The sequence below is a fragment of the Mesorhizobium sp. M0136 genome (genome assembly GCF_040322515.1).
Taxonomy (GTDB): domain Bacteria; phylum Pseudomonadota; class Alphaproteobacteria; order Rhizobiales; family Rhizobiaceae; genus Mesorhizobium.
Genome location: NZ_JAMYTP010000011.1, coordinates 26,154 through 51,575, shown reverse-complemented (window position 1 = coordinate 51,575; position 25,422 = coordinate 26,154). Strand labels below are relative to the sequence as shown.

Genomic DNA, 25,422 nt, shown 5'->3' with positions numbered 1-25,422 from the left:
GAACTTGATACAATCTACCGCTAATTTAGCAGGCGCACTGGGATCGGCAAAGTGTCGCTCGAAATTCGCCTCCTCGGAGATCTGACCGTCCTTCGCCATGGCGAGGTCGTTTCCTTGCCGCGTTCGAAAAAGACGCGGGCGCTGCTGGCCTATCTTGCGCTTGTCGAGCGCCCGCAGCGGCGCGAGCGCCTTTGCGAAATGTTCTGGGAGGTACCGGACGATCCTCGCGGCGCTCTTCGCTGGAGTCTCTCCAAGATACGGCAGGTCGTCGACCTCGGGCGGGGCGAGATCCTGCAAGCCGACCGCAACGCAGTTCGCCTGAACACCAGCCAAATGACGCTGGACATCGCGCCTCTCCGGGGCCTCGGCGCTCGCGACATAGAGGCCCTTGAACGGGAGCAACTGGAGGCCCTCGCCCGAGCGTTTCGCGGACGTTTCCTGGATGACCTTTCATTGCCGCGCTGTCCGGAATTCGAGGCCTGGCGCATTGCGACTGCCGACGAACTACACGTGACGCGTCTGCGCATCCTTCGCGTGCTCGTCGACCGGCTGGCGGATGATGACCCTGCTCGGGCGCTTCCGTACGCGCATGACCTGCAGGCGCTGGAGCCCGAGGACGGCGCACTTCGAGCCGACATCCGCCGTCTAAGCGAGGCTGCACGGCAGTCCGCCATGGTCCAAAGCAGCGCCACGAGAACGGACACTCAGATCGCTCCCGCGGGTGAGACCGTCACTTCGACGCAGGTTCTGCCTACGCCGGAGATGCAGCTTGCTTCTCCGCCGGAAGTGGTGCTTGCGCAGGAGATCCGCCGGTGCACGACACCCGACGGCGCGCGCCTGGCCTACGCATTGAGTGGTCAAGGTCCCCCTTTGGTGAGGGCCGCCCACTGGATGTCCCATCTCGAGCTCGAATGGGACAGTCCGGTGTGGAAGCATTGGATCGAGGGCCTCTCCGCGCACTACCAGCTGATACGCTACGACCAGCGCGGCAACGGCCTATCAGACCGGTATCCCGCCGACCTTTCCTTTGATGCCATGGTCGCCGACTTGGAGAGCATCATCGATGCCGCTGGTCTGCGCCGCGTATCCCTGCTTGGCATTTCCCAAGGGTGTGCCGTCTCGATCGCCTATGCCGTAAGGCATCCTGAGCGCGTGGCGGGAATGGTGCTGTATGGCGGATTTACCAAGGGCTGGCGCAAACGAGGCAATCAGCGCGAAATAGCGCGTCGCGAAGCCATGGGAGCGCTGATACAGGAGGGCTGGGGCCAAGACGACCCGGTATTCCGCCAGATGTTCACCTCCCTCTTCATTCCGGAAGCAACGCCGGAACAGAAGAATTGGTACAATGAGCTGCAACGCAGTACCGTCTCGCCGGAGATTGCCCATCGAATCTTCGAGGAAGGCGCCGTCATCGATGTGGACGACCTGTTGCCCCGAGTTCGCGTTCCGACCCTGGTGATGCATGCCATTGGGGATGCCGTCATTCCGTTCGATCATGGTCAGGCAATGGCTGGGAAAATCCCCGGCGCGCGTTTCGTGGCGCTCGATAGCGCCAATCACGTGCTGCTTGGTCACGAACCGGCGTTCGCAACCTTTGTGGATGAAACGCGTCGTTTTCTTGCGGACCCCGAACAGACGCAGCAACTCGCGGGTCCTCCGGCGTCCTTGGGAATCAACCGCTCTCGGCAGTACATAACCGTGCTTGCCGCGGAAGTGGTCAGTCCCATGCATCTCCTCGAAACAGAAGATCCGGAGGTGGCGATCCGCGAATTCCAGCCCCTCGAGGATCGCTTGATACAGGTCGTGGAGAGCCATGGCGGTACCATCACATCGTCTGCTGACGGGACAATCACGGCAGCATTCGGCCTTGCTCGCGCCACAGAGGATCACGCGTATCTTGCGTGCCGCGCCGCGCTCGCGGCTAAGCTAGCCGTGGAGGAGCTCTCCCACGGCGGCACCCGGTTGAGGGCCGGAATGGACACCGGCGAGGTCATCGTGCGGCAACAATGGACGAGCGAAGGCAGCAAGGTTGAACTGGCCGGCGCCGCGCCGCGTGCAGCCAACCGGCTGATGCGTGCCTTGCACCGTGCGACGATCGCCGCAACGGCCCGGGCGCGCGCAGCCGCCGGAGGCTATGTGCAGATGCACCGCTTAGCGCATTCGGAGCATCCGCAACTTGGCCGTGACGAACGTATTTACGAACTGTTGGGCGAGAACCACGCTCTGTCGCGCTGGCACCTGAGGGCCAACCGCGGCCTTACCGGATTGGTGGCGCGCGAGCTTGAGCTCAAAATGCTTCTTGCAACTTGGCGCCGGGTCAGGGAGGGCCACGGCCAGATCATTGGCATCGTCGCCGATCCCGGCATGGGCAAGTCGAGACTTGCCCACGAATTTCTCTCCCTCGACGAGGTTGCTGGTTTTACTGTCCTTGAATGCGGCGGTCTGGAGTTTGATTCATCGGTCGCTCTGGGCACTGTAAAGAAGCTGTTGCTCTCGGCTTGTGGCATTCGCGGCGAGGACGGCTTGGCGGACGCCCAGCGCCTGTTTGCCCTTAAGCAGGCGGAACTGGACCTGGATCCACGTCATGCGGCGCCGCTTTCATTCCTCGCGGACCTGCCGGTCAACGATTCTGCGTGGCGGCATCTCGATGCGCGGGAGCGGACCTCACGGGTATCCGAGGCGATGAGCGCTTTTCTGGTTGCTTTGAGCCGAGCCTCGCCCGTCGCCATGCTTATAGAGGATCTGCACTGGATCGATGCTGAGAGCGAGGCCGTGGTCAACAGGCTGGTCGAAGTGATGGGCGCCAACCGCATCATGCTTCTCGCCACCTATAGGCCGCAGTACCGGCATGAATGGAACCGCCGCGGCTATTTTCAGCAGATGAGGCTGGAGCGGTTCGCGCGGGACGAAATGGACCAGTTCCTTACCGAATTACTGGGATCCGATCCCAGCCTGGGTGAACTGCGGAAAACACTTGCCGAGCGGGCCGAGGGCACACCGCTCTTTCTGGAAGAAATGGTGCGCGGACTGGTTGCGGACGGTGCACTTGTCGGCCATTCGGGCCGCTACGAGCTCAAGACGCCGGTGGACTCCATCACCATCCCCTCGACGGTTCAGTCGCTCATCGCCGCACGTATCCAGCAGCTGGGTGACTCGGAAAGGCAGGTACTCCAAGTCGCTTCGGTTATCGGTAAGAATGTTCCATATCCGCTGCTGAGCGCGCTCTCGCCGCTGCCGGATGCCGAACTGGAATCATGCCTGGCCAAACTGCAGAGTCTGGAATTCCTGTTCGAGGTCCAGAGCTATCCTAACGTGGAATATACGTTCAAGCACGCCTTGACGCTCAAGGTGGCCTACGAATCCCTGCTGGCGGAGGACCGAAAAAAGCTGCATCGGGGTGCACTGCTTGCGATGGACACGCTCTATGCCGGATCGCTGAACCATCACGTCGAGGAAATAGCGGAGCACGCGCTTCGTGCCGAGGCGTGGGAACCTGCCGCGGACTATCTGCTGCAAGCGGCGGGTCGGGCTGAGGAACGCTCGGCCTATTCCGCCGCCGTCCAGTTCCTAGAACGCGCCCGCAAGGCGGTCGCCGCGTTGCCCCGAAATCCGAAAACTCTCGCCCAAGCAATAGCCCTGCGGGTGCGGATGCGGCCTGCCTACGGCGCCCTGGGTGCCTATCGGAAGGCGCTGCCGCAGCTGTTGGAAGCGCGCGAACTGGCCATGGAACTGGGCGATCCGCAACTCATCTCCGAGGTGCTGCTCCATTTGAGCTATCTCAACAGCTCCCATGGCCGCTACGAGGAGGCGCTGGAACCGGCCGACACACTCAAGCGCGGCGCCACGGCAAATGGCGTGCAGCGCTGCATAAGCGAGTCGGATCTGGCCGCCTCACAGGCGCTTCTGATCCGCAGCGAGGCGCGGCAGGTGCTCGAGCGGCTTGTTCCGCATGAGGAGAGGTTCACCAAAGCTTGGCGTCTGGAGCGTTTCGGACAGCTCGGTGCGCGAGCGGTTTGGTACCTGGGGCATCGCGCGCAGGCCGAAGCGCGCCTTGGCCGTTTCGACGATGCGGAGCGTTCGCTTGCCGAACTCCAGAAGGTCGCCGCCGAAGTGGCGCGCCCGATCGACAGCTGCGCTGCCGCCTATTTCACCGGTGTGGTGGGTGTCCTGCGCGGGCCCGAGCCGGAGCTTGTCGAGGCGTTGCAGTTGTGGTCCTCCGAAGCTGCGACCAGCGCATCAATCCTTCTGCGGCCATGGCTGTTGACGATGCTTGGGCACGCGGAATTCCTGCTCGGCCGCAACTACGACGCGGGCGCCACCTTGCAAATGGCGGTGACCGAGGCTGAGCGGCTCGATCTTGCCCAGTTCGAATGTCACGCGCGCGCGGTGCTCGCATGCGTGCGTGCGCGCCTGTGTGAGCCAGAAGCTGCGGCCAATCTGGGCCATGCGCTCGAGCTTGCACGGGGACGTGGCGATCCGTGGAGCGAGATCATCGTACTGCGCGGTATTGCCGAGCTGAAACCTCCCAGATCAGCCATGAGCTGGCTCGAACAGGCCTGCAATCTTGCCAGGCGGGTTGAATTGCGGCCGGAGCTTGCCCGCTCCTTGTTGGCTCTCGGCCTCGCGAAGCGTCGCGGTAAAATCGCTAGCGCGGATGCCGCTCTCGCGGAAGCGGGCAGGCTCTACTCAGAAATGCAGATGCGCGAGGATTTTTCCGACACAGAGGTCCCGGCCGGAAAAATCGCGCGCGATCGCATAGCCGCTACGGTGTGATCCCCCGCACCCAAGGATCTGCTTCGAAGGTTTGCGCTGCCCTTAGGGCAAGCAAGTCGCGGTCACGCGGCTCGCGATCGTGCGGTGTTGTGCAACAATATCCCACGGACCAAACGATCCGCCACCAGATTTGCGTGGGTCAGCGGCCCCATATGTCCGGCGCCAGGAACAATCGCCCCGATCGCAGTCGGAACACGGGAAACGAGTTCCCGGGCGATGAGCTGCGTTGGAACTGGCGCAAATTCGCCACGCAATACCAGGACCGGAAAGCCAAACCGGGCATATTCGCTTGCTGGCGTCGATTCATGGATCAATGCCTGGAAGTCCAGGCTGGCCTTCGGCAGAAACCGCACAAGCGCCACCTGCAGTTCCGGCTTCATCGCAGCGAATGCGCCGTCCCCACCCCAATAGTCGATAAAACGAGCTGTCGCGGTCTGGTAACGGCCGTTGATCAGGCCGTCTTGAACGGCGCCTGTGATCCCCAAGATCTCACCCAATGCCTCGTGCCCCTCCGATTCCAGCTCGCGCAGCAGGTGAAAGGCAGAGGGCTCATAAAGCGAGAGGCTGGCTATTCGATGTGGACGCTTCGCAGCTATATGCAGCGCCAATCCACCGCCATAGGAATGGCCAACAAGATGCACAAGTCCCTCATGGCGATCGATCATTCTATGATGGCAGCGGCTTCGTCAGCCAAACGGAAAGCGGCGGAACCAGTCCAGGTTCCGCCGCCCGGCGCGCCGATCAGATCGGGTGCGCTGAACCGGAACGTGTCGTCGAGCCGCTCCAACAATGCGCGCCATTGTCGTCCGCTGCCGCCCGAACAGTGCAGGGCGATTACAAGCGGTGCGTTGCACGCCTCATGCAAGACATTGAACGTCGATGCGGCGGTCACCGAGCCCCGCCCTCCTCCTCCTTCGAAGGACGCATCCGACGGCTGGTATCACGCCTGCCAAACGAGGTGATCGAGTTGATTTCTAAGCGGGTGACGCCGACGTCGCGCAAGATGTAGTCTGGCAACTCGTAAAGCTGCCGACGATCCCCGTGGATGCGAATGAAACGCCAGACTGCGGCCAACATTGTTCCGCCGGCCCCGCGCAAACCTCGCGTTGTGGTGAGGGGCCCGGATGGATTTACCATTGCACTCATTGTTTTCTCCATTGGTTGCGGGCCGCTGACTGCGGCGCCAGTGGGGACCTTTGTCGGGGTCGGCCGTGTGCCTCATCGTTGAAGGCAGCGTGGATTTTTGCCGCGCCACCGTTGTATTGGGCGGTCAGGCCGCGGCTCGGTGCGGAGCAGCGAGAAACATTGCCAGGTGCGCCGTCAGCGCCTCGGCATCGCGGCCGACACCGTCAAGGAAGCTGGAGCTTCGATGACGCATGAAATTGAGGCCGAGCACGTAAAGTCCCGGGTACGGACAGACGCCGCCATCGTTCAGGATTTCGCCCTGGGCGTCGAAAACATCCAGCTTCAGCCATGGGTATTCCCGGCGATAGCCGGTGGCCCACATGATGGTCCCGATACCCTGGTCGATGAGGTCGATTTCGGTCGCCTCGGCGCTCAGAATCAGGTTCGGAATGGGAAGCGGATCGATTGGGCAGCGGCCCTCGCTCGCGGCCGCGCGGTCTATCTTGGCCAGCACCCGCCTCAGCCTGCGTTCCGCCGCCGTGGTCGTGTCAGCGAGATCGCCGTCGAACCGAATGCGTGTATCGCCAGCAGCAGCCGCTCGACCGACAAGACGAACGCCTTGCCCCTCGAGACCGGCAAGGTCGAGCGTCCTGCGTTCGGGTGTGCCTATCAGCTGTAACGAGGGCTGCCGTCTTGCTGCATCAAGATCCGGAACTTCAGCGACGGGCTTGGCAAGCATTCCCAGCCGGTCGAGCCACCACATGATGTCGTGCCCGCGGTAAAGCCTCGGTAGGCGTGTATGACTGCCGACCGACAGGGTCACCGGGCGCCCGGAGCGATTGATCTCTTCCGCAAGTTGTATGCCGGTCGCCGAGGCCCCGGCCACGAGAACGCCACCCTGAGGCAGTTGCTGAGGATTGCGATAGCCCCGCGGCACGATCTGCCTGATACGGGGGGAGATCTGCCTCGCTATTGACGGAATGCGTGGCCTATCGCTGTATCCGGTCGCGACCACGATCGCACGCACACTCCATTGGCCGCGATTGGTCAGCAGCCGGAAGCCTCTGTCGATCCTTTCGGTCGAGAGCACCTCCACGCCGCCCTCTATCGGTGAAGTTGTCGAGCGCGCGTAATTCTCCAGGAATGCGACGGTCTCGGCCGTTGTCATGAAGCCATCGGGGTCGGCACCGCGATAGCTGCCGCCGGGCAGGCGCGTCATCCAGTTGGGCGTGAGCAGGCGAAGGGAATCCCACCTTTCACTGCGCCAGCGCTCAGCGATCCGGCCGCGCTCCAGCACGACATGGTCGATGCCGCTTTCGCTCAGACAATGGCTCATGGCGAGACCCGCCTGTCCGGCGCCGATGACGGCCACGTCTGTGCGCTGCATGGAATCTGCACCTTATATAGCGGGGCACCAGATCGCCGGCGCCATCCTTTCCTGGACGAAGCCGGCGATGTTGCTTCGATCAGAGATCAGCCTTTCACGGCAACCGAGATCGGCACGCCGTTGGTCAGTACGTCGAACACCGCGGAACGGGCACGCGACTGCATTACGATCTCCTCGAGCTTCTCGGCAGGAGCATCGCCCTTGATTTTGAAGGAGACACGGATGCCCTGATAGCCGTTGCGGACTTCATTCGAGATGCCGAGGATGCCGCGAAGGTCGATGTCGCCTTCCACTGTCGCTTCCACCTGATGAAGCGTCACCCCACGCACGGCCGCAATGTTCGCAATACCGGCTGTAAGGCATGAAGCAAGCGCGTGGAGAAGATATTCGACCGGCGTCGGGCCGTTGTCGGCGCCGCACAGGACCGCTGGATGGTCGCTATCAGCCTGGTAGGCCATCGCGTGGGACTGCTCGGCGCCGGCTCCAAAGAAGTTGGTCATCGTGCTGCTGCTGTGGGTGCCCGCAATCCACCGGCTTTTGGCACGGAACTGGAACTTGGCAAGCTCCGGCTGGCCCGCGACGGCGTTTATGGTGGCCAGAAGGGTGGGCGTGTCAACGCCGTTCCTCGGCTCCCGCGGCGCCTTCTTCATGGAAGCCTTTTCCATGACCATTGTATCGTCCTGCATGTCATTCACTCCTGAGTTCGGATGTTGCGCGACCGGGATCGCCCCGGACGGCTAAACCTCGGCCGTCAGCGTTTGATGTGCAGTGGGAACGACAGTGGGAAATCGAGAGGTTTTTTGCACAGCCAGTCGTGAACAGCGCCAGATCCGCAATCCAGCGAAACGACGGGCCTTCAAACGCTTGTTTCCCCGCAAAGCTGCGATCACCCGCAAGCGCCGAGAAGGCGTGCCAACCGAAACCGCAGGAGATCAGACCATGTCTCGTTCATTTGGGATAGAGGCCCGCCCGTCCTCAACCGACTGGGCAGTCATCGTTCGCACCAACCAAGGCTGAGGTGCTTGCCCACATTGCGAAGATCCACACGTATGCGGGCCACCTTAAATCGCCCCGATCCCGGGAAGAGAATACGAGACCTGTCGCGGCGGGAGTGCAGATCGGTCTCCTGTCGACGACAGCAAATGCGCGGCGGTCGTCGCGCGGCCTCAATCCGGAGATCGCGACGGCGGCGAAAGCATCCTCGGCCGGCTGGCGACGGGCATTGCGCTGATCGTCGACAGGGGCTCCGCTTGCCATCTTAGGCGTCACGACGACGAGTCCGGCTTTGATCCACCGCAAATGTCTTTCCAATGGATGATGAGCGCGCCCATGCCCCGCGGATATCTCTCGTCAGTTGCTGCCCGACGCGATCACACGAACACCGCCCTGTATTTGGCCAGAACGCAATTCAAGCGAGCGCACAATCACGGCGCACGTGCTGGAATTGCTCCCGCCTCGCACTGGTAAGTTGTTTTTGAACCTGATTGGAAAATTGTAGTCTTCGTGCTACATATTGACGTAATTTGTAGCGCGAAGGTATCAAAATGCCCACTCCCCACAACCCGCCAGCCGCCGTCAGACGCGCCCTGCGCAAGCTGGGAGCGGATATCCATGACGCGCGGCGGCGGCGGCGGCTTCCAATGGCGGTGGTGGCCGAGCGGGCCTTCACCTCGCGCTCGACATTGCAACGGGTCGAAGCTGGCGACACGAATGTCAGCATCGGCATATATGCCGGCGTTCTTCAGGCGCTCGGCCTGCTCGATGGCCTGAGCCAGATCGCTGATATCGCCAACGACACCGTCGGTCAGACGCTGGCGAGCGCCGATCTACCAAAGCACACGCACCTCAGGCGGCCGGCCAGGACGTCTCGCGATGGCTGACTTTGAGGTCCATATCGATCTTGGCGGCCACACCCGCCCTGTCGGCCTGGCGAGAAGCAATCGGGTCCGCGGTGCGGAAACGATCCTCTTCGAGTATGACGCTGCATGGCTCGACGACCCGGACCGGTTTTCCCTGGAGCCGGCTCTGGCTCTCACCCGTGGCGCCTTTGCTCCGCCTGCCGGGCTGGCTACGTTTGGCTCAATCGGCGACTCGGCGCCTGATACCTGGGGGCGACGCCTCATGCAGCGCGCCGAGCGGCGTCTCGCTGAACGTGAGAAACGTGCCGTTCGCTCTCTCACCGAGAGCGATTATCTTCTCGGCGTGGCGGATCAGACACGACTTGGCGCGCTCCGCTTCCGGTTGGTCGGCACCGAGCTATACCTGGCGCCGATCCGTGACGGGGTCCCTGCCCTCATCGAACTCGGCCGGCTGCTGCAAATCACCGAGCGAATTCTACGCGATGAGGAGACCGACGAAGATCTGCAAATGATCTTCGCACCAGGTTCTTCCCTAGGCGGAGCGCGGCCGAAGGCCTCGGTTATTGACCAACATGGCCACCTCGCGATCGCCAAGTTTCCAAAAGAGACGGACGACTACAGCATTGAGACCTGGGAGGAGATCGCGTTACGCCTGGCTGGCCAGGCAGGCATCGCCACGCCACGACACGAACTGATCGAAGTTGCCGGCAAGCCTGTGATGCTCTCGACGCGTTTCGACCGTGAAGCCGCGATCCGCGTTCCATTCCTGTCCGCCATGGAGATGATGGGTGCCCGGGACGGCGAGCGCGGCAGCTACCCTGAGATGGTCGATGCGCTCACCCAACATGGCGCGCAAGGAAAGACCGACGCGCATGCCCTCTATCGCCGTGTCGCCTTCAACGTGCTGATTTCCAACGTCGACGACCACCTGCGCAATCACGGCTTCCTTTGGCTGGGAAAGGCAGGATGGTCGCTATCGCCTGCCTACGATCTCAATCCGGTCCCGACGGATCTCAAGCCGCGGGTTCTGACGACCAACATCGATCTCGATGAAGGGACGTGTTCGCTTGATCTTCTGGAGACCGCCGCCGGGTTCTTCGCGCTGACGCTCCCGCAGGCGCGAACGATCATCAAGGAGGTCGCCGTGGTGACGTCGACCTGGCGCGATGTTGCCAAGGCCGTGGGGGCGCGACCGGCGGAGATCAACCGGATGGCGAGCGCTTTCGAGCATGACGATCTCAAAAGGGCTCTGGCGCTCTAGGCGCGCGGCGCGCGTCCCGGCCTTCGACTTGCTGCAGCCATGTTCCTGGCGAGCCCGACCAGGCGCAGGACAGCCCGCTTTGGATTCGATTCGAGCCAAACGCCCCTGATCGGGCTGACGCTGTTTTTCCCGCCAAGCGGTTTCCACCGGGCGGAATCGATGGAAGCGGTCCTGGCATAACTCGCCTCGGCCAAAGTGACGCCTTGCCCCAGCTGCACCTGAAAGATGACGGTGGCCTGGTTGGCGCGACATGTTTGAAGGGCCGGGCCGCCGTCGGCCGTGATGCGTTCGAGCAAGCACAGATTCAACGGCGGTCCTTCCAATCCGACCGGAACGAGCAGGCACATATCGGCAAGGTCAGCCCAGGTGAGGAAGGGCTTCTCGACAAGGCAATGAGACGACGGCAGGAGCACGAAGAGACGTTCTTGCCAAAACACTTCGCTGCTGCAGAATCTAGCGGCGCCAATATCGTGCGTGAACACGATGTCGAAGTGCCTGCGGCGTATGGCTGCCAGGCACTGCCCGGATGGGACATCTTCAATGGTCAGGCTGACGTCTGGGTACTTCTCGCCGAAACGATCGATGAGGCGCTTAAGGAACTCACCTCCCGTCACCCAGCACAATCCAATGCGCAGCGTCTTGGCATCGTTGTTATCGCGGACCCGCTCAGCGAAGGCCTCCAGCAGCCCCTCGTAGTGAGCGCGCACAATTTCGATCCAGGTTCGGCCGGTCTCGGTCAAACGAACGCCGCGCACATTGCGTTCGAAGAGCTGCATTTCCAGAAGCTGTTCGAGCTTGACGACGTTGCGACTGACCGAGGATTCCTGGACCCTCAGGACTCTCGCCGCCTGACGCAGGCTGCCATGATCCATCGCCGCAAAGGCGTATGTCAGCAACTGGATGGCGTTCCCGTTCCGCGTCATGGCGCTTGAACTTCGTGGATATTTTCGCGGATGAGGCCTGCCTCACTACGATGCGATCGGATCTGTTCACCGCAACAGGTCGCGCTCTGCAGATCAACAGCCTCGTCCGGCAGCGCAGCAACTCGAGCGCAGGGCGAAGCGACAGGCACCGGTGATTGCATCGAAGCCTTGCGGCAATGGGCATCGCATTGCGTCGTCAGAGCGGGACCTCTTTCATCACGATCGTCGAAGCCGGGAATATGCCGGCCTCATAGACATATTCGTGCGGAATGGCGGGGCCTGGCATCTGTGACACGTACAGATCGAGATTTTCCTTGCTGTTGCTCGCCGCGAGACTGCAGAAATTGCCGCTGTTCCACGTCATGACGCAATGCTTGAACTGCGCGCGTACGGCGCGAGCCATCTCCTCCAAAGTGGCCTCATTGTTGAACATAGTCCCCAATACGGCGGTCTTCTTTCTGTCAATCTCCTCCTGGGGGAAGTACCGCGCTTTGAAACCGTAGTCCTTCTGGTACTCGCGACGTTGGTAGTCGCCTTCATCGACGCCCCGGAACTTCTCGACGAACACGAAGATGCCACCCTTCTTGAGGTGCTGGGTCACGAACTCGACCTGCTTCAGTCTGTTGGGCGAGTACATCTGAAAGGTCGTGTCCTCCAGGATAAGGTCGAAGCCTTGCGTGAACTTTGCCAGCCGCTGGTCGGATCCGAGAACGTCCTTGGTCAACCGGTGGAACGGCCCGATGAAGAACTCGGCATGGGGCGGTTCACCATAGGCCATGAAGGATTTGTAGTTCTCGGGATTCGGCTGCACGACAGCGAGACAATCTGCCCGCCGGAGAATTCGGACAGCGTCCTGGCCATCGTTCCTTCCGCCGTTCCAAGGCTGTATAGCGACAGCGGCGCGCCACGGGACCGGGCATATTTCAGCACCGCGTAGGCCATCCGGCACTCCTCTTCCAATCTGTAAGGAATGCTGCCGTGATAGTGCTGGTCAAAGAAGCCTTGCCGATTGGCGTGCAAATCTACCAGATCGCGCAGGAGTTCATCGCCAGGGAGAAGCCGGGCGTCGGCCACCGGCTTGCGGACGGGCATCCCGCTTTTGCCCGCGGCCGTTGAAGCAAAAAAGCCAGCAAGCTCATTGATCCGCGGACCTTGATCGCATTCGGCCAGGAAATCGTCGAGACCACGCATTGGAATATGCCTCCCGCACCATTGCTTTGGTGAGATGCCAAGAGCTCGATGCGGAAACGCCACCAATTTAAGAGAGGCCTAATGTTTCAAGCTTGTTCGAATCTTGGCGAGGCACTGGTAGGCTGGGAAAATACGGGCGGCTTTCATGCGATTGCCGTTTTTTTACTAAAGTGACATCTTCGACCAATCCTGAGTTAGTTGTGATTTGTCCAGCAACCCATGGTTATGCACAACACGAGAGGGGCGGGCTGCTTTTGGTACGAAGGTTGCTCTCTGCGTGGATACTCTTTGCCTCGACCCAAAAAAGTTACGCCGCTCACAGCATCAAACGTTTGCACACCAACATGAGAGTTGGGGAAACGTGCGGGCGGACTTGATTAAAAGGACTGGTCTAGGGCGCCAGGAAACGGGCATCTCCTTCCCGGGTCATATGTTTCTGATGAACCTGAAGGGCGTGGCGAGCCGCGGAGAAGACTTCGTCGACGGGCGTCGTATCTCCTTTTCGCCGCGACGCGCCGGTTCACTAATCCATATGCCCGCAGGCAGTGATTGGACGGGGTGGGACGAGGGAGATCCGACAGCCGCCTACTTGCTGGTATCCATTGAGAAGGGGTTCGCTGACGAAGCGTTGGGGGGCACGGCGTGCCATCGTTCTGGCGATCTGCCCCCTTCGATCGGATTTCGCGACACCACCGTCGAGATGGCCTTGCAGCGGATCGTCATCGAGCTTAAGCAGCCCGACCGGATCAGCGTGACAATGGTTGAGAGCCAGGCCATGCAACTGCTCGTTCAAATGGTCAGGCTGAACGGCAGCCATCATGAGCCGGCAAAAGGCGGCTTGTCGTCCTTCGATCTCAGACGTGCCATCGCGATGATCGAATCCTCGCCGGACGAAATACCGTCTCTGGCTGCCCTGGCAAAAGAGGTCGGGGTGAGCCGGTTCCATTTCAGCAGGGCCTTCAAGCAGTCGACGGGCATGACGCCCCATGCGTTCATAGCACAGCGTCGTCTGGACCGCTCAGCCGAGATGCTGCGATCGACCAACATGTCCGCGACAGAGATCGCGCTGGAATGCGGGTTCGGCAGCTCAAGCCATTTCACGATCGCTTTCAAGCGGGCCTTCGGCCTCAGTCCGATCGATTTTCGACGCCGGTGCAGGATTTGAATCAACACCTCCGCTCTTTTGAGCAACTATCTGAAAAGCCGAGCATGATTGTTAAGCGGGATTCCCCGAACAGGTTAGACGAGCGGCCATTGGATGGACCGCCCGTGTCAGATGCAATTCGAATTGCCAGCGATAAAAGACCGGGCACCCAGACACGGGTGATGCTTGGGTTTCTGGCCAGTACCTTCTCTGCTGCTGCCGGACGCAACGGCTATTACATCGCTTCCGCCTGGGCACTCGTCGAAGCCGGCCGGGGCAGCGCAGGCGTTGCGATACTTCTGGCGATCGTCAGTGTCGCGGAATTCGTCACGAGCCCTCTGGCGGGCCTGGCTTCGGATCGCTTCGACCGACGACAGCTGAACATTGCGGCGGACCTTGGCCGCTTTGCCATCGTGCTCGGCACAGCTTGCGCGCTTTCCTACCTGGACGTGTTTGTAACCCTTTGCCTGTCGGCCGTCGCCTTTGCATTTTGCGACCGGATCGCGCTGACTGCTTCGCAGGCCATGATCCCGCTCCTGGCGCGTGGCACCGATCTTGTGAACACAAATTCCGCCGTCTTTTTCATCATGCAGTTCGGCAGTCTCGGAGCCGCATTGCTTGCCGGACCCTTGCTGGACGGGCATCCCCCTGCCCCGGCTTTCGCCGTACTTGCCTTGTTCTTCCTGGTTTCGGCGGGCTCGCTCTCCACCGTGCCGCCAAGCTCGGCGCTGCAGCGCGCCACGGCGACCAGAGGTCTGGCGCCAAACGTCGATAACGACCTGTGTCGTCTCTTTGCCGCCTACGCGCTTCTCTATGGAGGCGCAGTGCTCGTCACGGCAATGGCATCGAGCTTCGTGTTCGAAGAGCAGAGGGGGACTGCGGCGGATTTTGGTCACCTAGAGACGGCATGGTCAGCAGGTTCCCTGATCGGCGCAGTTCTTCTCATCAGGCTGACACGAGGGATAAGTGCTCCTATACTTCATCTCATGCTTTTGGGCTCAACCGCGCTCGCGCTGATGTCGTTGATAGCACTGCGCGCGCCGTGGACACTTATTTGCTTCACCATGCTCGGGTGTCTCTACAATCTGGGCCGTGTGAGCATTGAAGTCACATTGCAGTCGTCTGTCCCCAATAATGTGTTGGGCAGGGCAAAAGGCGCCATGCACAGTCTCGCCGTCGCGCTTGGCTTGCTTATGTTCAGCATCATTACCGGTTTGGGCGGCAATGTCTCTCCTTCGACGATCCTCTTCAGTTTCGGAGTGGCGCTCCTTATCAGCATTCCCGCATTGAGCCTCGGCATCGCGCAGCGAAAGGGTGAATCGTGAGGTGGACGAGCTAGCAGCAGACGCAGACGCCAAGCAGGCCGTGCTCGGTGCGTTCGCCGCGCTCTATCCGTGGATGCGATCCCATTATTCCCGCCCGGTCCGGGACTATGCGTCTCGCGTGTTCAAGGCGCCAGCTCTGAAGTCTGAACCGGAAGTTCGCAGCCGCTCGCTTGCCAAACTGCTGGGCACGATCAGGAACGCTGGAGAGCGGAACGGACTGTCAATCGAAGCCGTCGCACAAATCTGCGGGGAGTTCGAAAAACGCCGCGTGTTGCAGACCGGTCCACATTTGTTTCTGCTCCTGGAGCCGGAAGCCTATTACACACATGTCTTCAGCCTGCTGGGCCTCTCGGCGCAGGCTTGCTCGACCTATGTTTCCTATGCCGTCTCAACGGTAAGCCTCGTTGAGAGGCCGCGCAAAGGGCCAGGCTGGTTCAATGTTGACGGAGTGCCGACGAACGTCTTCGGTCTCAGCCGGAGCCGGATGATTGGCTACAGCCTTCTGACCGGGCCGGGATCCTACCGGTTTGAGCTGGTGCCGACGGAGCCGAACGCCGAGGGAGACGCCCTCACTCAGCTTCGCGGCCTTCTGCCACGGACGCCGTTCGAGCGGCCGGCGCATGCCATCAAGGCAGCCAACCTGATGCTCTGGCCGAAACTGTTTGGAAGCAGCTTTGCCTTCCTGCAGATCGACGACGAGGATGTTGCCGATTTGGTGGCGGACCATCTTTCAGACGCAGGCTCCTGGCTACGGACAAGGCTGCTGGAACACCCCAAGATCGCATCCAACATCCTTGCTGGTCTCGATGGGCTGGCCGCCGGTCCATGGAGCGGCTGGCTAGCACGCGGTACCGATTTTTTCTGGTTCTACGAAAACGGCAAACGCCTGCCGCTGCGGTTGGTTGGCGGAGACCTCGTCCAGCCCGCGACCGGAATGAAGGTGGCCCGCTTCACGGTACCCGACATTATCGAACGGCTGGCAGACCGCAGCCTCATCCCCAATCTTCTGCTGATGTTTCTCGTTCTGTCGATCCTGCCTGGCGTGCGAGCCCTGGGAGGCAGTTATCAGCCGCTCTACTACCCCTTGATGCGCTACGTCATCTGCATGGCGCTTGAGGACGCAGGCGTGGATGAGGATCTTCGGCGGGCTCTGGCAGCCGACGACGTACCGGGAGCCTGGGGACATCGAGTCATCGAGTGCTATGATGACCCCTTCAAGCAGTTCCTGGATGGCGAAACCGGCGTGACAAGCGGCCTCCTCGACCGCTTCGGCGATACTCCCTTTGCCAAGGCATGTGGAAGCATGACCAGCTTCGTGACGGACCCGTCGTGGCAGGAACTTCACAGGCGGCTACGGCAAGGGCTGGTGGCGCCTACCGATGCGGAATGGGCCTTTGCTTGAATGTGCATGTGACGATCGCTGTGTACCGCAGTGTAGTTGGCCCACGAAGCGAATCGAACCCTTGACTAAGCTGGAAGCTTCGACCGAAGCGTCAATTTTTGATCAGGTCGAACCACGCAAAGGCGCTTGAAGATCCGCTGCTGACCCTCCGAGCCTCGAAGCCGCATGTCCGCTTCCCGGCCAAATGCTGCCAGGCGGCAATGCGCCTGATGCATCGGCCGTTAAAGTTAGTTGTGCCACCGCCTTACAGCGGACATTGCCGGCGACCGCGCTTGAGGGCGTAGTTGCGCCAAGAGCGGTCATCAGAGCCCGTCGTGCTCTGCCCACAAACGGATCCTTGCGAGCAGACCTCAGGATAATCTAATCACCCTGGCGCTTGGCAGCTGAGGCTCAGCCCCGATCCGACTCCACTGCCTGCTAGTCAGCCTACAACACCGATGCGGTGATCTAGAAAAGGGCAGCAGCTTCGCGGATGACCGAGGTTTCTAGGCCTTCAGCGATCTCGCTAATCCGAAGCTGATTCCGATAGTCAGCTCGGAGCTCATGGCCCGACCTTCTTGAGAGCTTGACCAACTCGGTTGCAGCACGAACCGCCAACCAACGCGCGCCCTGACTTATCGCAGTATCATAGGCTCTGGTTAGGACTTCCATCCCTTGGGTCACATCCGCCTTGGCTACCAAGCAACCCTGAATACGTTCTATTTCAGCCTGCGCCCATTTCTCGTCAGTCTTGTCCATCGCCTCGATAGCATTCTCGATCGCCGCGAGGCCCTCATCGATCCGTCGATGCCTGAGGTAAATGTCCGCAATCGACGAATAGAAGTGTGGCAAGTGCAGCTCGGAGCCAGTCGAGCGCCATCGATTCATGCCGTCTCGCAGCATTCTGAGCCCTTCGTCAGGCAGGTCGCTTCCGATGGCCCAGCCGAGCAGAGTGCGAGCACCGCCGGACCAGGATGCCAGTCTGCGGTCGTCAGCTAAAATGAGCATACGTTCAGCGATCTCACGGCACTCGGCCGGCTCATTGCGGAAACGTCGGGCAAGGGCGAGATTCATGAGGATAAATGCCAGATTGAGCGGATGATCGAGCCGCTCCGCGGTTTCAACGCTTGACGCACAATTGGCGAGGCCGGTGTCGACCCGCCCTGCGAGCACCTGCGCGATGCCTAGATAGCTGCGACAGATCGAGGGGCCGTCCTCTCCATATCTTGCGACATCGAAATCCCTATCGGAGGTCGCCCAGGCATTGATTCCGGCCTCGGCTTCCCGTGCAGCATCCCCAATGGCACCGAGATAGAAATAGGACGTGGCGAGCGCCCGATGGGCCAAAGTCGTTTCCTCAACGTTTTCTCCGCGCGAGGTTTCGGCAAGGAGTTGCTTGGCCAGGTCTCGGCTCCGGTGCAGGTCAGGCCGGTCAAGATAGAAGTTCCAAAGCGAACGTCGGACAAAAAAGAGGTTGGAGGTGAGGCCCGTGGAAATACAAAGCTCTTCGGCACGGAGAAAGTTCGCTTCAACCTTCTCTGACGCATATCCAGCTGACGCGTTCAGCGGGACGCCCATTTCAATCCGGATTCTGAGTTCAAGCTCATTTGTATTGCCCGAGCTAGTGACTGCTTCCAGGGCATCCAGCGCGCCGGTGAAATGCGCGACGGCCTCTGGATTGGCAAATCGCGCCGCGGCAGCGCGCCCAGCTTGGAGGAAGCATTCAGCTGCCTCATGATACCGCTTTGCCGCTACGAGGTGATGTGCAACCAGCTCCGGTTCGGCCGTCGACTCCGAGCCGAGTTTGTCGGCCAGCCGGCTGTGTATGTCCTGGCGCACCGATTTCAACATACTGTGATAGGCAGCATCCCGAACGAGAGCGTGCTTGAACGTGTATCGTGCGTCCGAGCCCCTTCCGCGGCGGAAAACGAGCTCGGCATCCACGAGCTTATCGAGTGCCTCTTCCAACTGGGCACCGCTGAGCCGCGTGACCGATCCAAGGAGGTCGTGGCGGAACTCGCGCCCGATGCATGCGGCCATTTGCGCAACTTCCTTGACCGGCTGCAATCGGTCGAGGCGGGCCATCAGCGAATCGTGTAACGTTAGCGGAATGTCGAGATTTGCCGACCTGGCATGATCTTCGACGAAGGCGGCTGCGCGATCGAAGTGGCGGGCTTCGAGAACACCCTTTGTCAGCTCTTCAATGAACAGCGGCACACCATCCGTCGTGGCGATGATCTTGTCCACAATGGTGGGCGGTAGTCTAATATCGCCGGCGAGCTTCTCGATGAAAGCGGTGGTCTGTTCACGGCCCAGGCGATTAAGCGCCAACTTCGTCACTATGGGATGTCCGCCAAAACCGTGTTCGAAGGTCGGTCTCGTCGTCACCATCATCATGACCCGAGCGTGCTGAATCCGTTCGACACATTGATCCAACAATTCGAGGGTTGTCGCGTCAATCCAGTGGATGTCTTCGATCACGAACAACAATGGCAGAATTGCTGCAGCGTCGAGGATGTCATCCACTAATCCGTCAAGCGTGCGCGCTCGCAGCTGCTGCGGATTTAGGCGCGCCAGAGCATCGCTCTCGTAGCATTTAACATCGATCAGGGAGGCAAAGATGGGCAGCAACGGATTCGCTAGACCTTTGGTGCGCTGGAGCTTTCTGAGCTTCTCGCCATCCTCGTCGGCTTCTCCAATACCGATAGTGCGGCGGAGCTGCTGAACAGCTGGATAGAGCGGCGAGCCAGAATAATACGGCGAGCACTGATAGCTCACCCGCACATGTTTCTCTTGAGAGACCGCGTCGATCAAGGCGCGGGTGATGCGAGATTTGCCGATACCCGCCTCGCCGCTGAGAAGCACGAGCTGGCCTTCGCCCCTCTTCGCTTGCCCCCAACGTTCGAGAGCAAGTCCGAGTTCGAGGTCTCTTCCGAACATGATTTGAGGAGCGCTCGTGACGCGCGCGTCATAGCGTGTCTCGACGGCATGTTCCCCGACAACCAGAAATGGCGAGACGGGTGTCGAAAATCCCTTCAGCTCGATAGGACCCAGGCTCTCAACCGCGAATATTCCGCCGAGCAACTTTGTCGTGCTCTCGGCGACCACCACATATCCCGGTTGGGCCAGGGCTTGCAGCCGGGCGGCGAGATTGGGTGTTTCGCCAACGACGACTTCTTCGTGTGCGGACCCAGTCCCGATGACGTCTCCGACGACACATAATCCCGTGGCAATTCCCACTCTAGCTGCCAGTGGCACTTGAGCAGGAGTGCGCAAACTGGCGACAGCTTTCACTATGGAACGTCCAGAGCGGACCGCCCGCTCGGCGTCCTCCTCGTGGGCGTGTGGCCAGCCGAAATAGCACAGCACGCCGTCGCCCATGAATTTGGCGACGTGGCCATCATAACGGGCGACCTCTGCAGCGACCAACGATTGATATGCGGCTAATACCGAGCCCAAGTCCTCCGGATCGAGCGTCGACGACAGCGCGGTCGATCCCACGAGGTCGACGAACATGACTGTCAGCTGTCGACGCTCCGCGCTTAGCTCCCGGGCGCGGCTTTGAGCCGCGATGTCATCGGTGCTCGCGTCGGGATGGCTTGACGACGGCCCCAGCCCGACTGCCGCCTTGCGGAATCGCTTGCGATGACCGAGGAGCATACCGAGCTTCTCGAGGTCGGCATCGGTCAGCTCCGGCAGGACTTCCGCGTCGATCGCGTTGTCGCGAAATGCCTGCTCGTATTGCTGGAGGCCGAGGCCTCGCAACCAAGTGGCAACGTCCACACAGCTCTCCCAAGCCTGAATTCGGATCCCTCAGCCGCAATATTAACTCAGATGCCAGGGAAATGCTGTAGTCCGACATGGTTACCGCGGCGCGGACGATACGCTCCTAGTGATCAAGCGTCCGCATCGGGTCAGATCGCGTCGATGCATGGGAGCCCCTCACATTCCAAGCCTCCAAGCCGCAAGTCCGCTTCAGGCCCTTTAAGGTCCTTCAGTTGCGAGCGGCGCATCATGCCATGCCTAATTGACTACATGCTTGGCCATCTATGCGCCTGCATTACACATTATATGGTGTATTAGATGGACGCTAATTTCAGATAGCGCCGACACAAGATGCCGCAGCCGACGGACTCCCTGTTCGAGGATAACCCAGTGGAGCATCGAGAGCATTGTTGAAAACGAAACGCTCCGACCGCGTCGAGACCCGCGCAACGCCTGATAGCGAGGGTAGCCCTCATCCCGCCGATCGGCATGTGGGCAGACAGATCGCAACTGTTCGCGTTCAATCAGACGTTTCTCAGGCTCAGCTTGCCCGATCCATAGGGATTAGCTTTCAACAGCTCCAGAAATACGAGAACGCAAAGAACCGCGTTAGCGCATCCATGCTCTACGAGATCGCCAAGTCGTTGGACGTCCCGATCAGCCGCTTCTTTGAGGGCCTGCCGGGGAACGACCAGACGGCCATGGAGGCGCGACCTTTGCCCGTTGATGAACGCCTAGACTTCATCGCGAGTGCGGAGGGCCGACGCCTCATCGAAGGGCTGATGAAACTTCCTCCCCGGGTGCGTGGCCGGGTCTCAGCCCTGATCGCAGCTTTCGGCGAAGAACTCGCACCGGCCGACGCGAACAGCGAAACGGCCGACGAGTACGCGCCGGCCCAGCGCAAGACGGCCTGACAGCCATCGGACTTGTCAGCCGTACTTTCGTGCAGCGGGCATTATGATGCGGCCGGCGCGCCCTGATACGGCGATATCGGTACCGAAAACCCGCGAACGGGTTGCAAATCCATCAAGAATATCTCGCGCTGCGTTCCCGGTTGCGGCCGTGGGAACCAGTCTGCCCGTTGGCGATCCGATAGACTGAGCGTCCGCGCCAATGACCACAGGGAGAAGCTCTACACCTTGAAGGCCTCCGCTCACGTCATAGCGGCATGCGGCGACGATGCTTTGCCAGACTTCCGGCGGGTCCCATTCGTTCTCGTCGACATGCACGTGGAAAAGGAAGTTGCCGAGGCCGTAGAAGATCGGCGCGCCGTTGTAGATTTCCAGCGACTGAAGCACGGGGGCACCGTGGCTGACGAAGAGCTCCGCGCCGGCGTCGATGCAGGACCGGGCGAAGGTCCGCACCCAACGCGGCACGTCCTGCCAACCTGGCTCCCAATGGTGATGATGCAGATAGGCGACGACGAAATCGCCTTGCACCGCTGCCTGCCTGATAGCGGACAAATGGATCGTCGCGCTCTGAGAGTCGACTTCGACGATGCGACCGAAGCTGGCAGCTTTCGCAAACACCGTGCCGTAGAAATTGATCTCTTTGCCGCTCGCGACCTCCGGCGGATCTTCCGGCTGCGCATAGTTAGCGAGCTCGAAGGGGGAACTTTGCAGATGCTCTCCAAGTCTCGCCAGCCTGCGGAAATGTCCGTCCGGCACTCCGAACTTTCGGACGGTCTTCAGCCGGTTGACGCCAGCACGCGCCGGACGAAAAGCGGTAGCATTCTCTGCATACATGTTGGCCGGCCCTGGGCCTGCATCGATGGCAAGAAGCGTGACGTCGCGCGCCCCAAGCCGGCGGCGACCCGGTTTGGCTGCGTGCGCCTCGTCCGCCCCAATCCCGGCGTGGAGGAAACAACGCGCTTCCACCTCTTCCAGTGTATTGAGCACGCCGCTCGGGCCGAGGTCGAAAGCGTGGTTGTTTGCCAGGGCAAGCGCGTTGAAGCCGATTGCCTGCAACGCATCCAACACTTCGACTTTGGAATAGCCGAAGTACTTGCCCTTGGTCGGCCAACCGCCGTGCTTGCCGAGGATCGTCGACTCGAAGTTGGTGAATACGAGGTCGCCCTGCCCCAGGAAGCGCACGATTTCGGCGAACCGTTCGTCCTGGATATTGCGGATGTCGTGCGTGATCAGGGATTGGCCGGTTACAACCGCGCAAAAATGGTCTTTCATGGAGCTCGCCTTTTTGATTTGGTATGTAGAGCGCCGGCACGCGGCCAGCGCCACACGATCTCGAAGCCGGTTGGCGCCCCTATTTCGCAACGGCTGGTGCGATGTCGGTCTTGAACCATTTGATACTCAGCGCCGTGAGCGTCCCATCCTTGGTGGCCGCGTCTATGGCCGCGTTGAACTTGGCGAGCAATTCGGTATCGTCTTTGCGCATGCCGGCGCCGACGCCAGGGCCCCATAGGCCGCCTTTCAGTTCCGGGCCGAAGAACACCGCGATCGACCCAGCCGGCGTCTCCAGGAAATCCCGCCATGTGAAAAAGTCGGCAAGCCCGCCGTCGACCCGTCCGGCGGCGAGGTCGAGCTTCAGATTGTCCAGGCTGTCATAGCTGCGGATGGTCACGACATCGCCGAAGAGATCTTTTAGCACCGCCTCCGAGTTCGACGAACGCAGGACCCCGATGGCCTTGCCGCTCAGTGTCGTTCTAACGTGCTCGATGGCCGCTTTTTCCTTTTCCCCGACTGTCGAGAGGTTGACCCTCTGCTTGGTGTCGCCGGCGTCGAGCCCCAGTTCCTTGCGCACGACGAACTGGTTGAAGCCGCCGGCGTAGGGAACCGAGAACGCGATCGACTGCTTGCGCTTCTCAGTGATCGCCATGCCCGACATGATGACGTCGAACTTGCCGACGACCAGGGCCGGAATTATGCCGTCCCAGTCCTGCGCAACAAAGCTGCATTTGATGTTGATGCGGCGACACAGCTCGCGTCCGACATCGACGTCGTAGCCATAGAGCTCGCCATTGGCATCGGTTCCGTCCCATGGCGGCGAAGCGCCTTCGGTGGCGATCGATAGCGCGCGCTCGCCCTCGGCCCGGACGGGGAAGACTGATATAAATGATGCGAGCAAAACAGCCATGGCAAAGGGTATGCGCATAAGGCACCTCTTTCGTTTTGGTTGGTGGGAATGCAGCGAAAGCTGCACGGTCACGGCGTGGGTGTCGTGATCTCGGGTTCGCATAGCGCTGGCTTTGGTCGCAGCCTGCGTCGTGCGCCAGGAGGGCGGTCGGTCGAGAGCCGCCGTTCCAGAAACTGAGTTAATTTCACCGCAACCGACGTAAGCGACAGATAGATCGCACCGGCGACGATAAATATTTCGAAAGGGGCGAAGGTGGCCGATACCATCTGCCTCGCCATGCCGGTGATCTCCAGAAGGGTTACGGTGCTTGCTAGAGACGAACCCTTGATCATGCCTACGACTTCGTTCCCGTAAGCCGGCAGCGAGATCCTGAACGCGATCGGAAAGGTGACAAGGCGGGCGGTTTGCAGGCGTTTCAGGCCGAGAGCCGCGGCGGCCTCGATAAGACCCTTGGGCACGGACTGCAGACCTCGACACAGGATCTCAGTCGTATGCGCCGCGCTGTTCAGCGAGAATGTAAACAGGGCGCACCAGAAAGGATCCCGCAGGACCACCCAAAAGACGCTTGCCCGTACCGCCTCGATCTGGCTTAGGCCATAGTAGAGCAGGAAGAGTTGAACGAGCATGGGTGTGCCGCGAAAGACATAGGTGTAGCCCAGCACCGCGAGCGACAGGCTAGGACGCGCGAAGGCGCGGATGAACGCCAGCGGCACCGACAATAGAAATCCCGCCATCAGCGACAGCGCGGTCAGCGTCAAGGTGAGCCCCACGCCTGAGGAGAGCACCACCACTGAATCGAGCATCAACCGGAGGTTCACGGCGGCTCCCCTAGCGACCGAAAGCAGGGTAGCGCCGTTCCGCGAACCGGATCGACACCAGCGTCATTGTTGTGAGGGTGAGATAGAGCGCTGACGCTGCGAGATAGAAGGTCAACGGTGCGCGCAGGGATCCGGCACCGACAAAGGCAACGCGCATGATGTCGGTCAGGCCGACAATGGACACCAGAGCGGTCTCCTTGAAAAGCGAAATCCAGAGATTGCCATAAGCCGGCAGGGCCAGCCGCAGCATCTGCGGACCGATGATGAACGCCCAACGCTGCCAAGCATTCAGCCCCAGCGACTTCGCCGCTTCAGTCTGCCCCGCCGGCACGGCGGCAATCGCACCCCGGAACACTTCGGTCGCATAACCACTGAACACGACCGAGAGCGCGATCACCCCTGCGGTGAACGCATTCACCTCCACGTAGCGGCCGGCCACCATGCTGGCGAAGGTGGTGCCTCCAAAGTAGATGAGCAGGATAATCACAAGCTCCGGGACACCACGGACCACAGTCGTGTAGGCCGTCACAACCCTGCTTAGCCGCGGGGCCGCCGCACCTTTGGAGATGGCCAGCAGCAGCCCGAATGCTGTTCCCAAGAGACCGCTGACAAGTGCAAGGCTCAGGGTTACCACGAAGGCAGCAGCAAACTGAAAAGCAAAACCGCCCATTGGATTCGTCCATTGGTTTGCACTTCGCAATGTACGGCGCGTTTTTCGGCGCAATACTTTCGGTGGATAGCCTGCGGTTGCGAAATCGCCTTAGGGATTGGCCGCAATTAATTCTCGGATTTGACCTAACCTATCGGCTATCTCTTTTTGCTCAATCTATAATTTAAAAAATTTTTGCCATAACGAACGATTATACATACCCTCAGTCGGGCTCCGGCAAAACTAGGTTGGCAGAATTGAGCCCCGCTCCGCGCGAATCTCGATGCTCTAGCCTCTGAAAAGTTCGGATGATCGGCTGATTTCGCCAAGCCCATTCCGAAGGGGAACGAGACCCTCGCGGCAAGGGGCAATCAGAGATCATCATCAGGCTTGACGAGTTCGATGTGGCCGACGCCGAGGGCTTGAGCCAGTTCATAAAGGGTGATCACAGTCGGATTCCTCCGACCTCTTTCTAGGCCGCTGAGATATTGCTGACTGAAGCCGGAACGCGCCTCAACTTCTTCCTGGGTCAGACCCTTCTCTCGACGCAGGCGGGCGAAGTTCCGGCCGACCAATTTGCGCATATCCATGCGCTGGAAGATCGCGGCTTACATACTTTGAGTTTATCAACTATAATATGTAAACGGCTGATCTGAGGAGGATGTGCATCGCCTCGGTACCAAGGTCCGAGAAGGTATCTTCTCAGAAAGGGCGCGTCATTTCATGTC

Annotated in this window: 20 protein-coding genes; 7 read left to right on the top strand and 13 right to left on the bottom strand. The window is 60.5% G+C overall.

What is annotated here, in order from left to right; translation table 11 throughout:
• The first annotated feature begins 51 nt into the window (after positions 1-51).
• Positions 52-4,773, top strand: a complete 4,722-nt coding sequence (locus NKJ35_RS15295; protein WP_352648108.1) for an alpha/beta fold hydrolase — start codon at positions 52-54, stop codon at positions 4,771-4,773.
• A 62-nt stretch (positions 4,774-4,835) separates the two neighbouring features.
• Here NKJ35_RS15295 and NKJ35_RS15290 read toward each other — a convergent pair whose 3' ends face one another.
• The 4 genes from NKJ35_RS15290 to NKJ35_RS15270 all read right to left on the bottom strand — a co-directional run bounded on the left by NKJ35_RS15290 (position 4,836) and on the right by NKJ35_RS15270 (position 7,956).
• Complete coding sequence (locus NKJ35_RS15290) at positions 4,836-5,438, bottom strand: alpha/beta fold hydrolase (protein ID WP_352648106.1); 603 nt, start codon at positions 5,436-5,438, stop codon at positions 4,836-4,838.
• Entirely contained in the window at positions 5,435-5,665 is a 231-nt protein-coding gene (locus NKJ35_RS15285; protein WP_352648104.1) for an alpha/beta fold hydrolase, read from the bottom strand. Before NKJ35_RS15285 ends, NKJ35_RS15290 begins: the two co-directional genes overlap by 4 nt.
• A 378-nt stretch (positions 5,666-6,043) precedes the next feature.
• Positions 6,044-7,270, bottom strand: a complete 1,227-nt coding sequence (locus NKJ35_RS15275; protein WP_352648102.1) for an NAD(P)-binding domain-containing protein — start codon at positions 7,268-7,270, stop codon at positions 6,044-6,046.
• A gap of 101 nt (positions 7,271-7,371) precedes the next feature.
• Positions 7,372-7,956 (bottom strand): OsmC family protein, encoded by a 585-nt coding sequence (locus tag NKJ35_RS15270; RefSeq protein ID WP_352648101.1) that lies wholly within the window; start codon positions 7,954-7,956, stop codon positions 7,372-7,374.
• A gap of 873 nt (positions 7,957-8,829) precedes the next feature.
• Here NKJ35_RS15270 and NKJ35_RS15265 point away from each other — a divergent pair.
• Both NKJ35_RS15265 and NKJ35_RS15260 read left to right on the top strand, forming a co-directional pair.
• Complete coding sequence (locus tag NKJ35_RS15265; RefSeq protein ID WP_352648100.1) at positions 8,830-9,165, top strand: helix-turn-helix domain-containing protein; 336 nt, start codon at positions 8,830-8,832, stop codon at positions 9,163-9,165.
• Positions 9,158-10,405 (top strand): type II toxin-antitoxin system HipA family toxin, encoded by a 1,248-nt coding sequence (locus NKJ35_RS15260; protein WP_352648099.1) that lies wholly within the window; start codon positions 9,158-9,160, stop codon positions 10,403-10,405. The genes NKJ35_RS15265 and NKJ35_RS15260 overlap by 8 nt, the downstream gene beginning before the upstream one ends.
• Here NKJ35_RS15260 and NKJ35_RS15255 read toward each other — a convergent pair.
• The 3 genes from NKJ35_RS15255 to NKJ35_RS15245 form a co-directional block, all read right to left on the bottom strand.
• The gene (locus NKJ35_RS15255; RefSeq protein WP_352648098.1) at positions 10,402-11,328 is read right to left on the bottom strand and encodes a LysR family transcriptional regulator; all 927 of its coding nucleotides are present in this window, start codon (positions 11,326-11,328) and stop codon (positions 10,402-10,404) included. The two genes, NKJ35_RS15260 and NKJ35_RS15255, sit on opposite strands and share 4 nt — an antisense overlap.
• Before the next feature lie 196 nt (positions 11,329-11,524).
• A complete protein-coding gene (locus tag NKJ35_RS15250) occupies positions 11,525-12,106 on the bottom strand; it encodes a hypothetical protein (protein WP_352648097.1) in 582 nt (193 codons plus the stop codon).
• Positions 12,049-12,519 (bottom strand): hypothetical protein, encoded by a 471-nt coding sequence (locus tag NKJ35_RS15245; protein WP_352648095.1) that lies wholly within the window; start codon positions 12,517-12,519, stop codon positions 12,049-12,051. The genes NKJ35_RS15250 and NKJ35_RS15245 overlap by 58 nt, the downstream gene beginning before the upstream one ends.
• Before the next feature lie 439 nt (positions 12,520-12,958).
• Between NKJ35_RS15245 and NKJ35_RS15240 the strand changes: the two genes are divergently transcribed.
• From NKJ35_RS15240 to NKJ35_RS15230, 3 genes are read left to right on the top strand one after another with little or no spacing between them, the layout of a single operon-like run.
• Complete coding sequence (locus NKJ35_RS15240) at positions 12,959-13,684, top strand: helix-turn-helix domain-containing protein (RefSeq protein ID WP_352648094.1); 726 nt, start codon at positions 12,959-12,961, stop codon at positions 13,682-13,684.
• Positions 13,681-14,988, top strand: coding sequence for an MFS transporter (locus NKJ35_RS15235; protein WP_352648092.1), 1,308 nt, complete (start codon positions 13,681-13,683; stop codon positions 14,986-14,988). Before NKJ35_RS15240 ends, NKJ35_RS15235 begins: the two co-directional genes overlap by 4 nt.
• A 1-nt stretch (position 14,989) precedes the next feature.
• Positions 14,990-16,390 carry a hypothetical protein gene (locus NKJ35_RS15230; RefSeq protein ID WP_352648091.1) on the top strand — a complete coding sequence of 467 codons (1,401 nt, stop codon included), beginning with the start codon at positions 14,990-14,992 and terminating at the stop codon, positions 16,388-16,390.
• Positions 16,391-16,837: 447 nt separating this feature from the next.
• Here NKJ35_RS15230 and NKJ35_RS15225 read toward each other — a convergent pair whose 3' ends face one another.
• Positions 16,838-20,152, bottom strand: coding sequence for an ATP-binding protein (locus NKJ35_RS15225; RefSeq protein ID WP_352648089.1), 3,315 nt, complete (start codon positions 20,150-20,152; stop codon positions 16,838-16,840).
• A 392-nt stretch (positions 20,153-20,544) separates the two neighbouring features.
• On the opposite strand from NKJ35_RS15225, the gene NKJ35_RS15220 reads away from it, so the two are divergent.
• On the top strand, positions 20,545-21,048 hold the full coding sequence (locus NKJ35_RS15220; protein ID WP_352648087.1) for a helix-turn-helix domain-containing protein: 504 nt from the start codon (positions 20,545-20,547) through the stop codon (positions 21,046-21,048).
• Between the two features lie 15 nt (positions 21,049-21,063).
• On the opposite strand, the gene NKJ35_RS15215 is transcribed toward NKJ35_RS15220, so the two are convergent.
• From NKJ35_RS15215 to NKJ35_RS15195, 5 genes are all read right to left on the bottom strand, one after another.
• A complete protein-coding gene (locus NKJ35_RS15215; protein ID WP_352648085.1) occupies positions 21,064-22,317 on the bottom strand; it encodes a CapA family protein in 1,254 nt (417 codons plus the stop codon).
• Positions 22,318-22,396: 79 nt separating this feature from the next.
• On the bottom strand, positions 22,397-23,227 hold the full coding sequence (locus NKJ35_RS15210; RefSeq protein ID WP_352648331.1) for a transporter substrate-binding domain-containing protein: 831 nt from the start codon (positions 23,225-23,227) through the stop codon (positions 22,397-22,399).
• A 68-nt stretch (positions 23,228-23,295) separates the two neighbouring features.
• Positions 23,296-24,045 (bottom strand): ABC transporter permease, encoded by a 750-nt coding sequence (locus NKJ35_RS15205; protein WP_352648083.1) that lies wholly within the window; start codon positions 24,043-24,045, stop codon positions 23,296-23,298.
• Between the two features lie 10 nt (positions 24,046-24,055).
• A complete protein-coding gene (locus tag NKJ35_RS15200; RefSeq protein ID WP_352648081.1) occupies positions 24,056-24,715 on the bottom strand; it encodes an ABC transporter permease subunit in 660 nt (219 codons plus the stop codon).
• 350 nt (positions 24,716-25,065) lie between these two features.
• A complete protein-coding gene (locus tag NKJ35_RS15195) occupies positions 25,066-25,284 on the bottom strand; it encodes a helix-turn-helix domain-containing protein (RefSeq protein ID WP_352648079.1) in 219 nt (72 codons plus the stop codon).
• Positions 25,285-25,422: the final 138 nt, after the last annotated feature.

Coding starts and splice junctions, on each gene's coding strand:
- NKJ35_RS15240 (WP_352648094.1), top strand. CDS start 12,959: ATGAACCTGAAGGGCGTGGCGAGCCGCGGAGAAGACTTCGTCGACGGG.
- NKJ35_RS15265 (WP_352648100.1), top strand. CDS start 8,830: ATGCCCACTCCCCACAACCCGCCAGCCGCCGTCAGACGCGCCCTGCGC.
- NKJ35_RS15200 (WP_352648081.1), bottom strand. CDS start 24,715: ATGGGCGGTTTTGCTTTTCAGTTTGCTGCTGCCTTCGTGGTAACCCTG.
- NKJ35_RS15290 (WP_352648106.1), bottom strand. CDS start 5,438: ATGATCGATCGCCATGAGGGACTTGTGCATCTTGTTGGCCATTCCTAT.
- NKJ35_RS15210 (WP_352648331.1), bottom strand. CDS start 23,227: ATGGCTGTTTTGCTCGCATCATTTATATCAGTCTTCCCCGTCCGGGCC.
- NKJ35_RS15215 (WP_352648085.1), bottom strand. CDS start 22,317: ATGAAAGACCATTTTTGCGCGGTTGTAACCGGCCAATCCCTGATCACG.
- NKJ35_RS15255 (WP_352648098.1), bottom strand. CDS start 11,328: ATGACGCGGAACGGGAACGCCATCCAGTTGCTGACATACGCCTTTGCG.
- NKJ35_RS15245 (WP_352648095.1), bottom strand. CDS start 12,519: ATGCGTGGTCTCGACGATTTCCTGGCCGAATGCGATCAAGGTCCGCGG.
- NKJ35_RS15250 (WP_352648097.1), bottom strand. CDS start 12,106: ATGGCCTATGGTGAACCGCCCCATGCCGAGTTCTTCATCGGGCCGTTC.
- NKJ35_RS15270 (WP_352648101.1), bottom strand. CDS start 7,956: ATGGTCATGGAAAAGGCTTCCATGAAGAAGGCGCCGCGGGAGCCGAGG.
- NKJ35_RS15195 (WP_352648079.1), bottom strand. CDS start 25,284: ATGGATATGCGCAAATTGGTCGGCCGGAACTTCGCCCGCCTGCGTCGA.
- NKJ35_RS15260 (WP_352648099.1), top strand. CDS start 9,158: ATGGCTGACTTTGAGGTCCATATCGATCTTGGCGGCCACACCCGCCCT.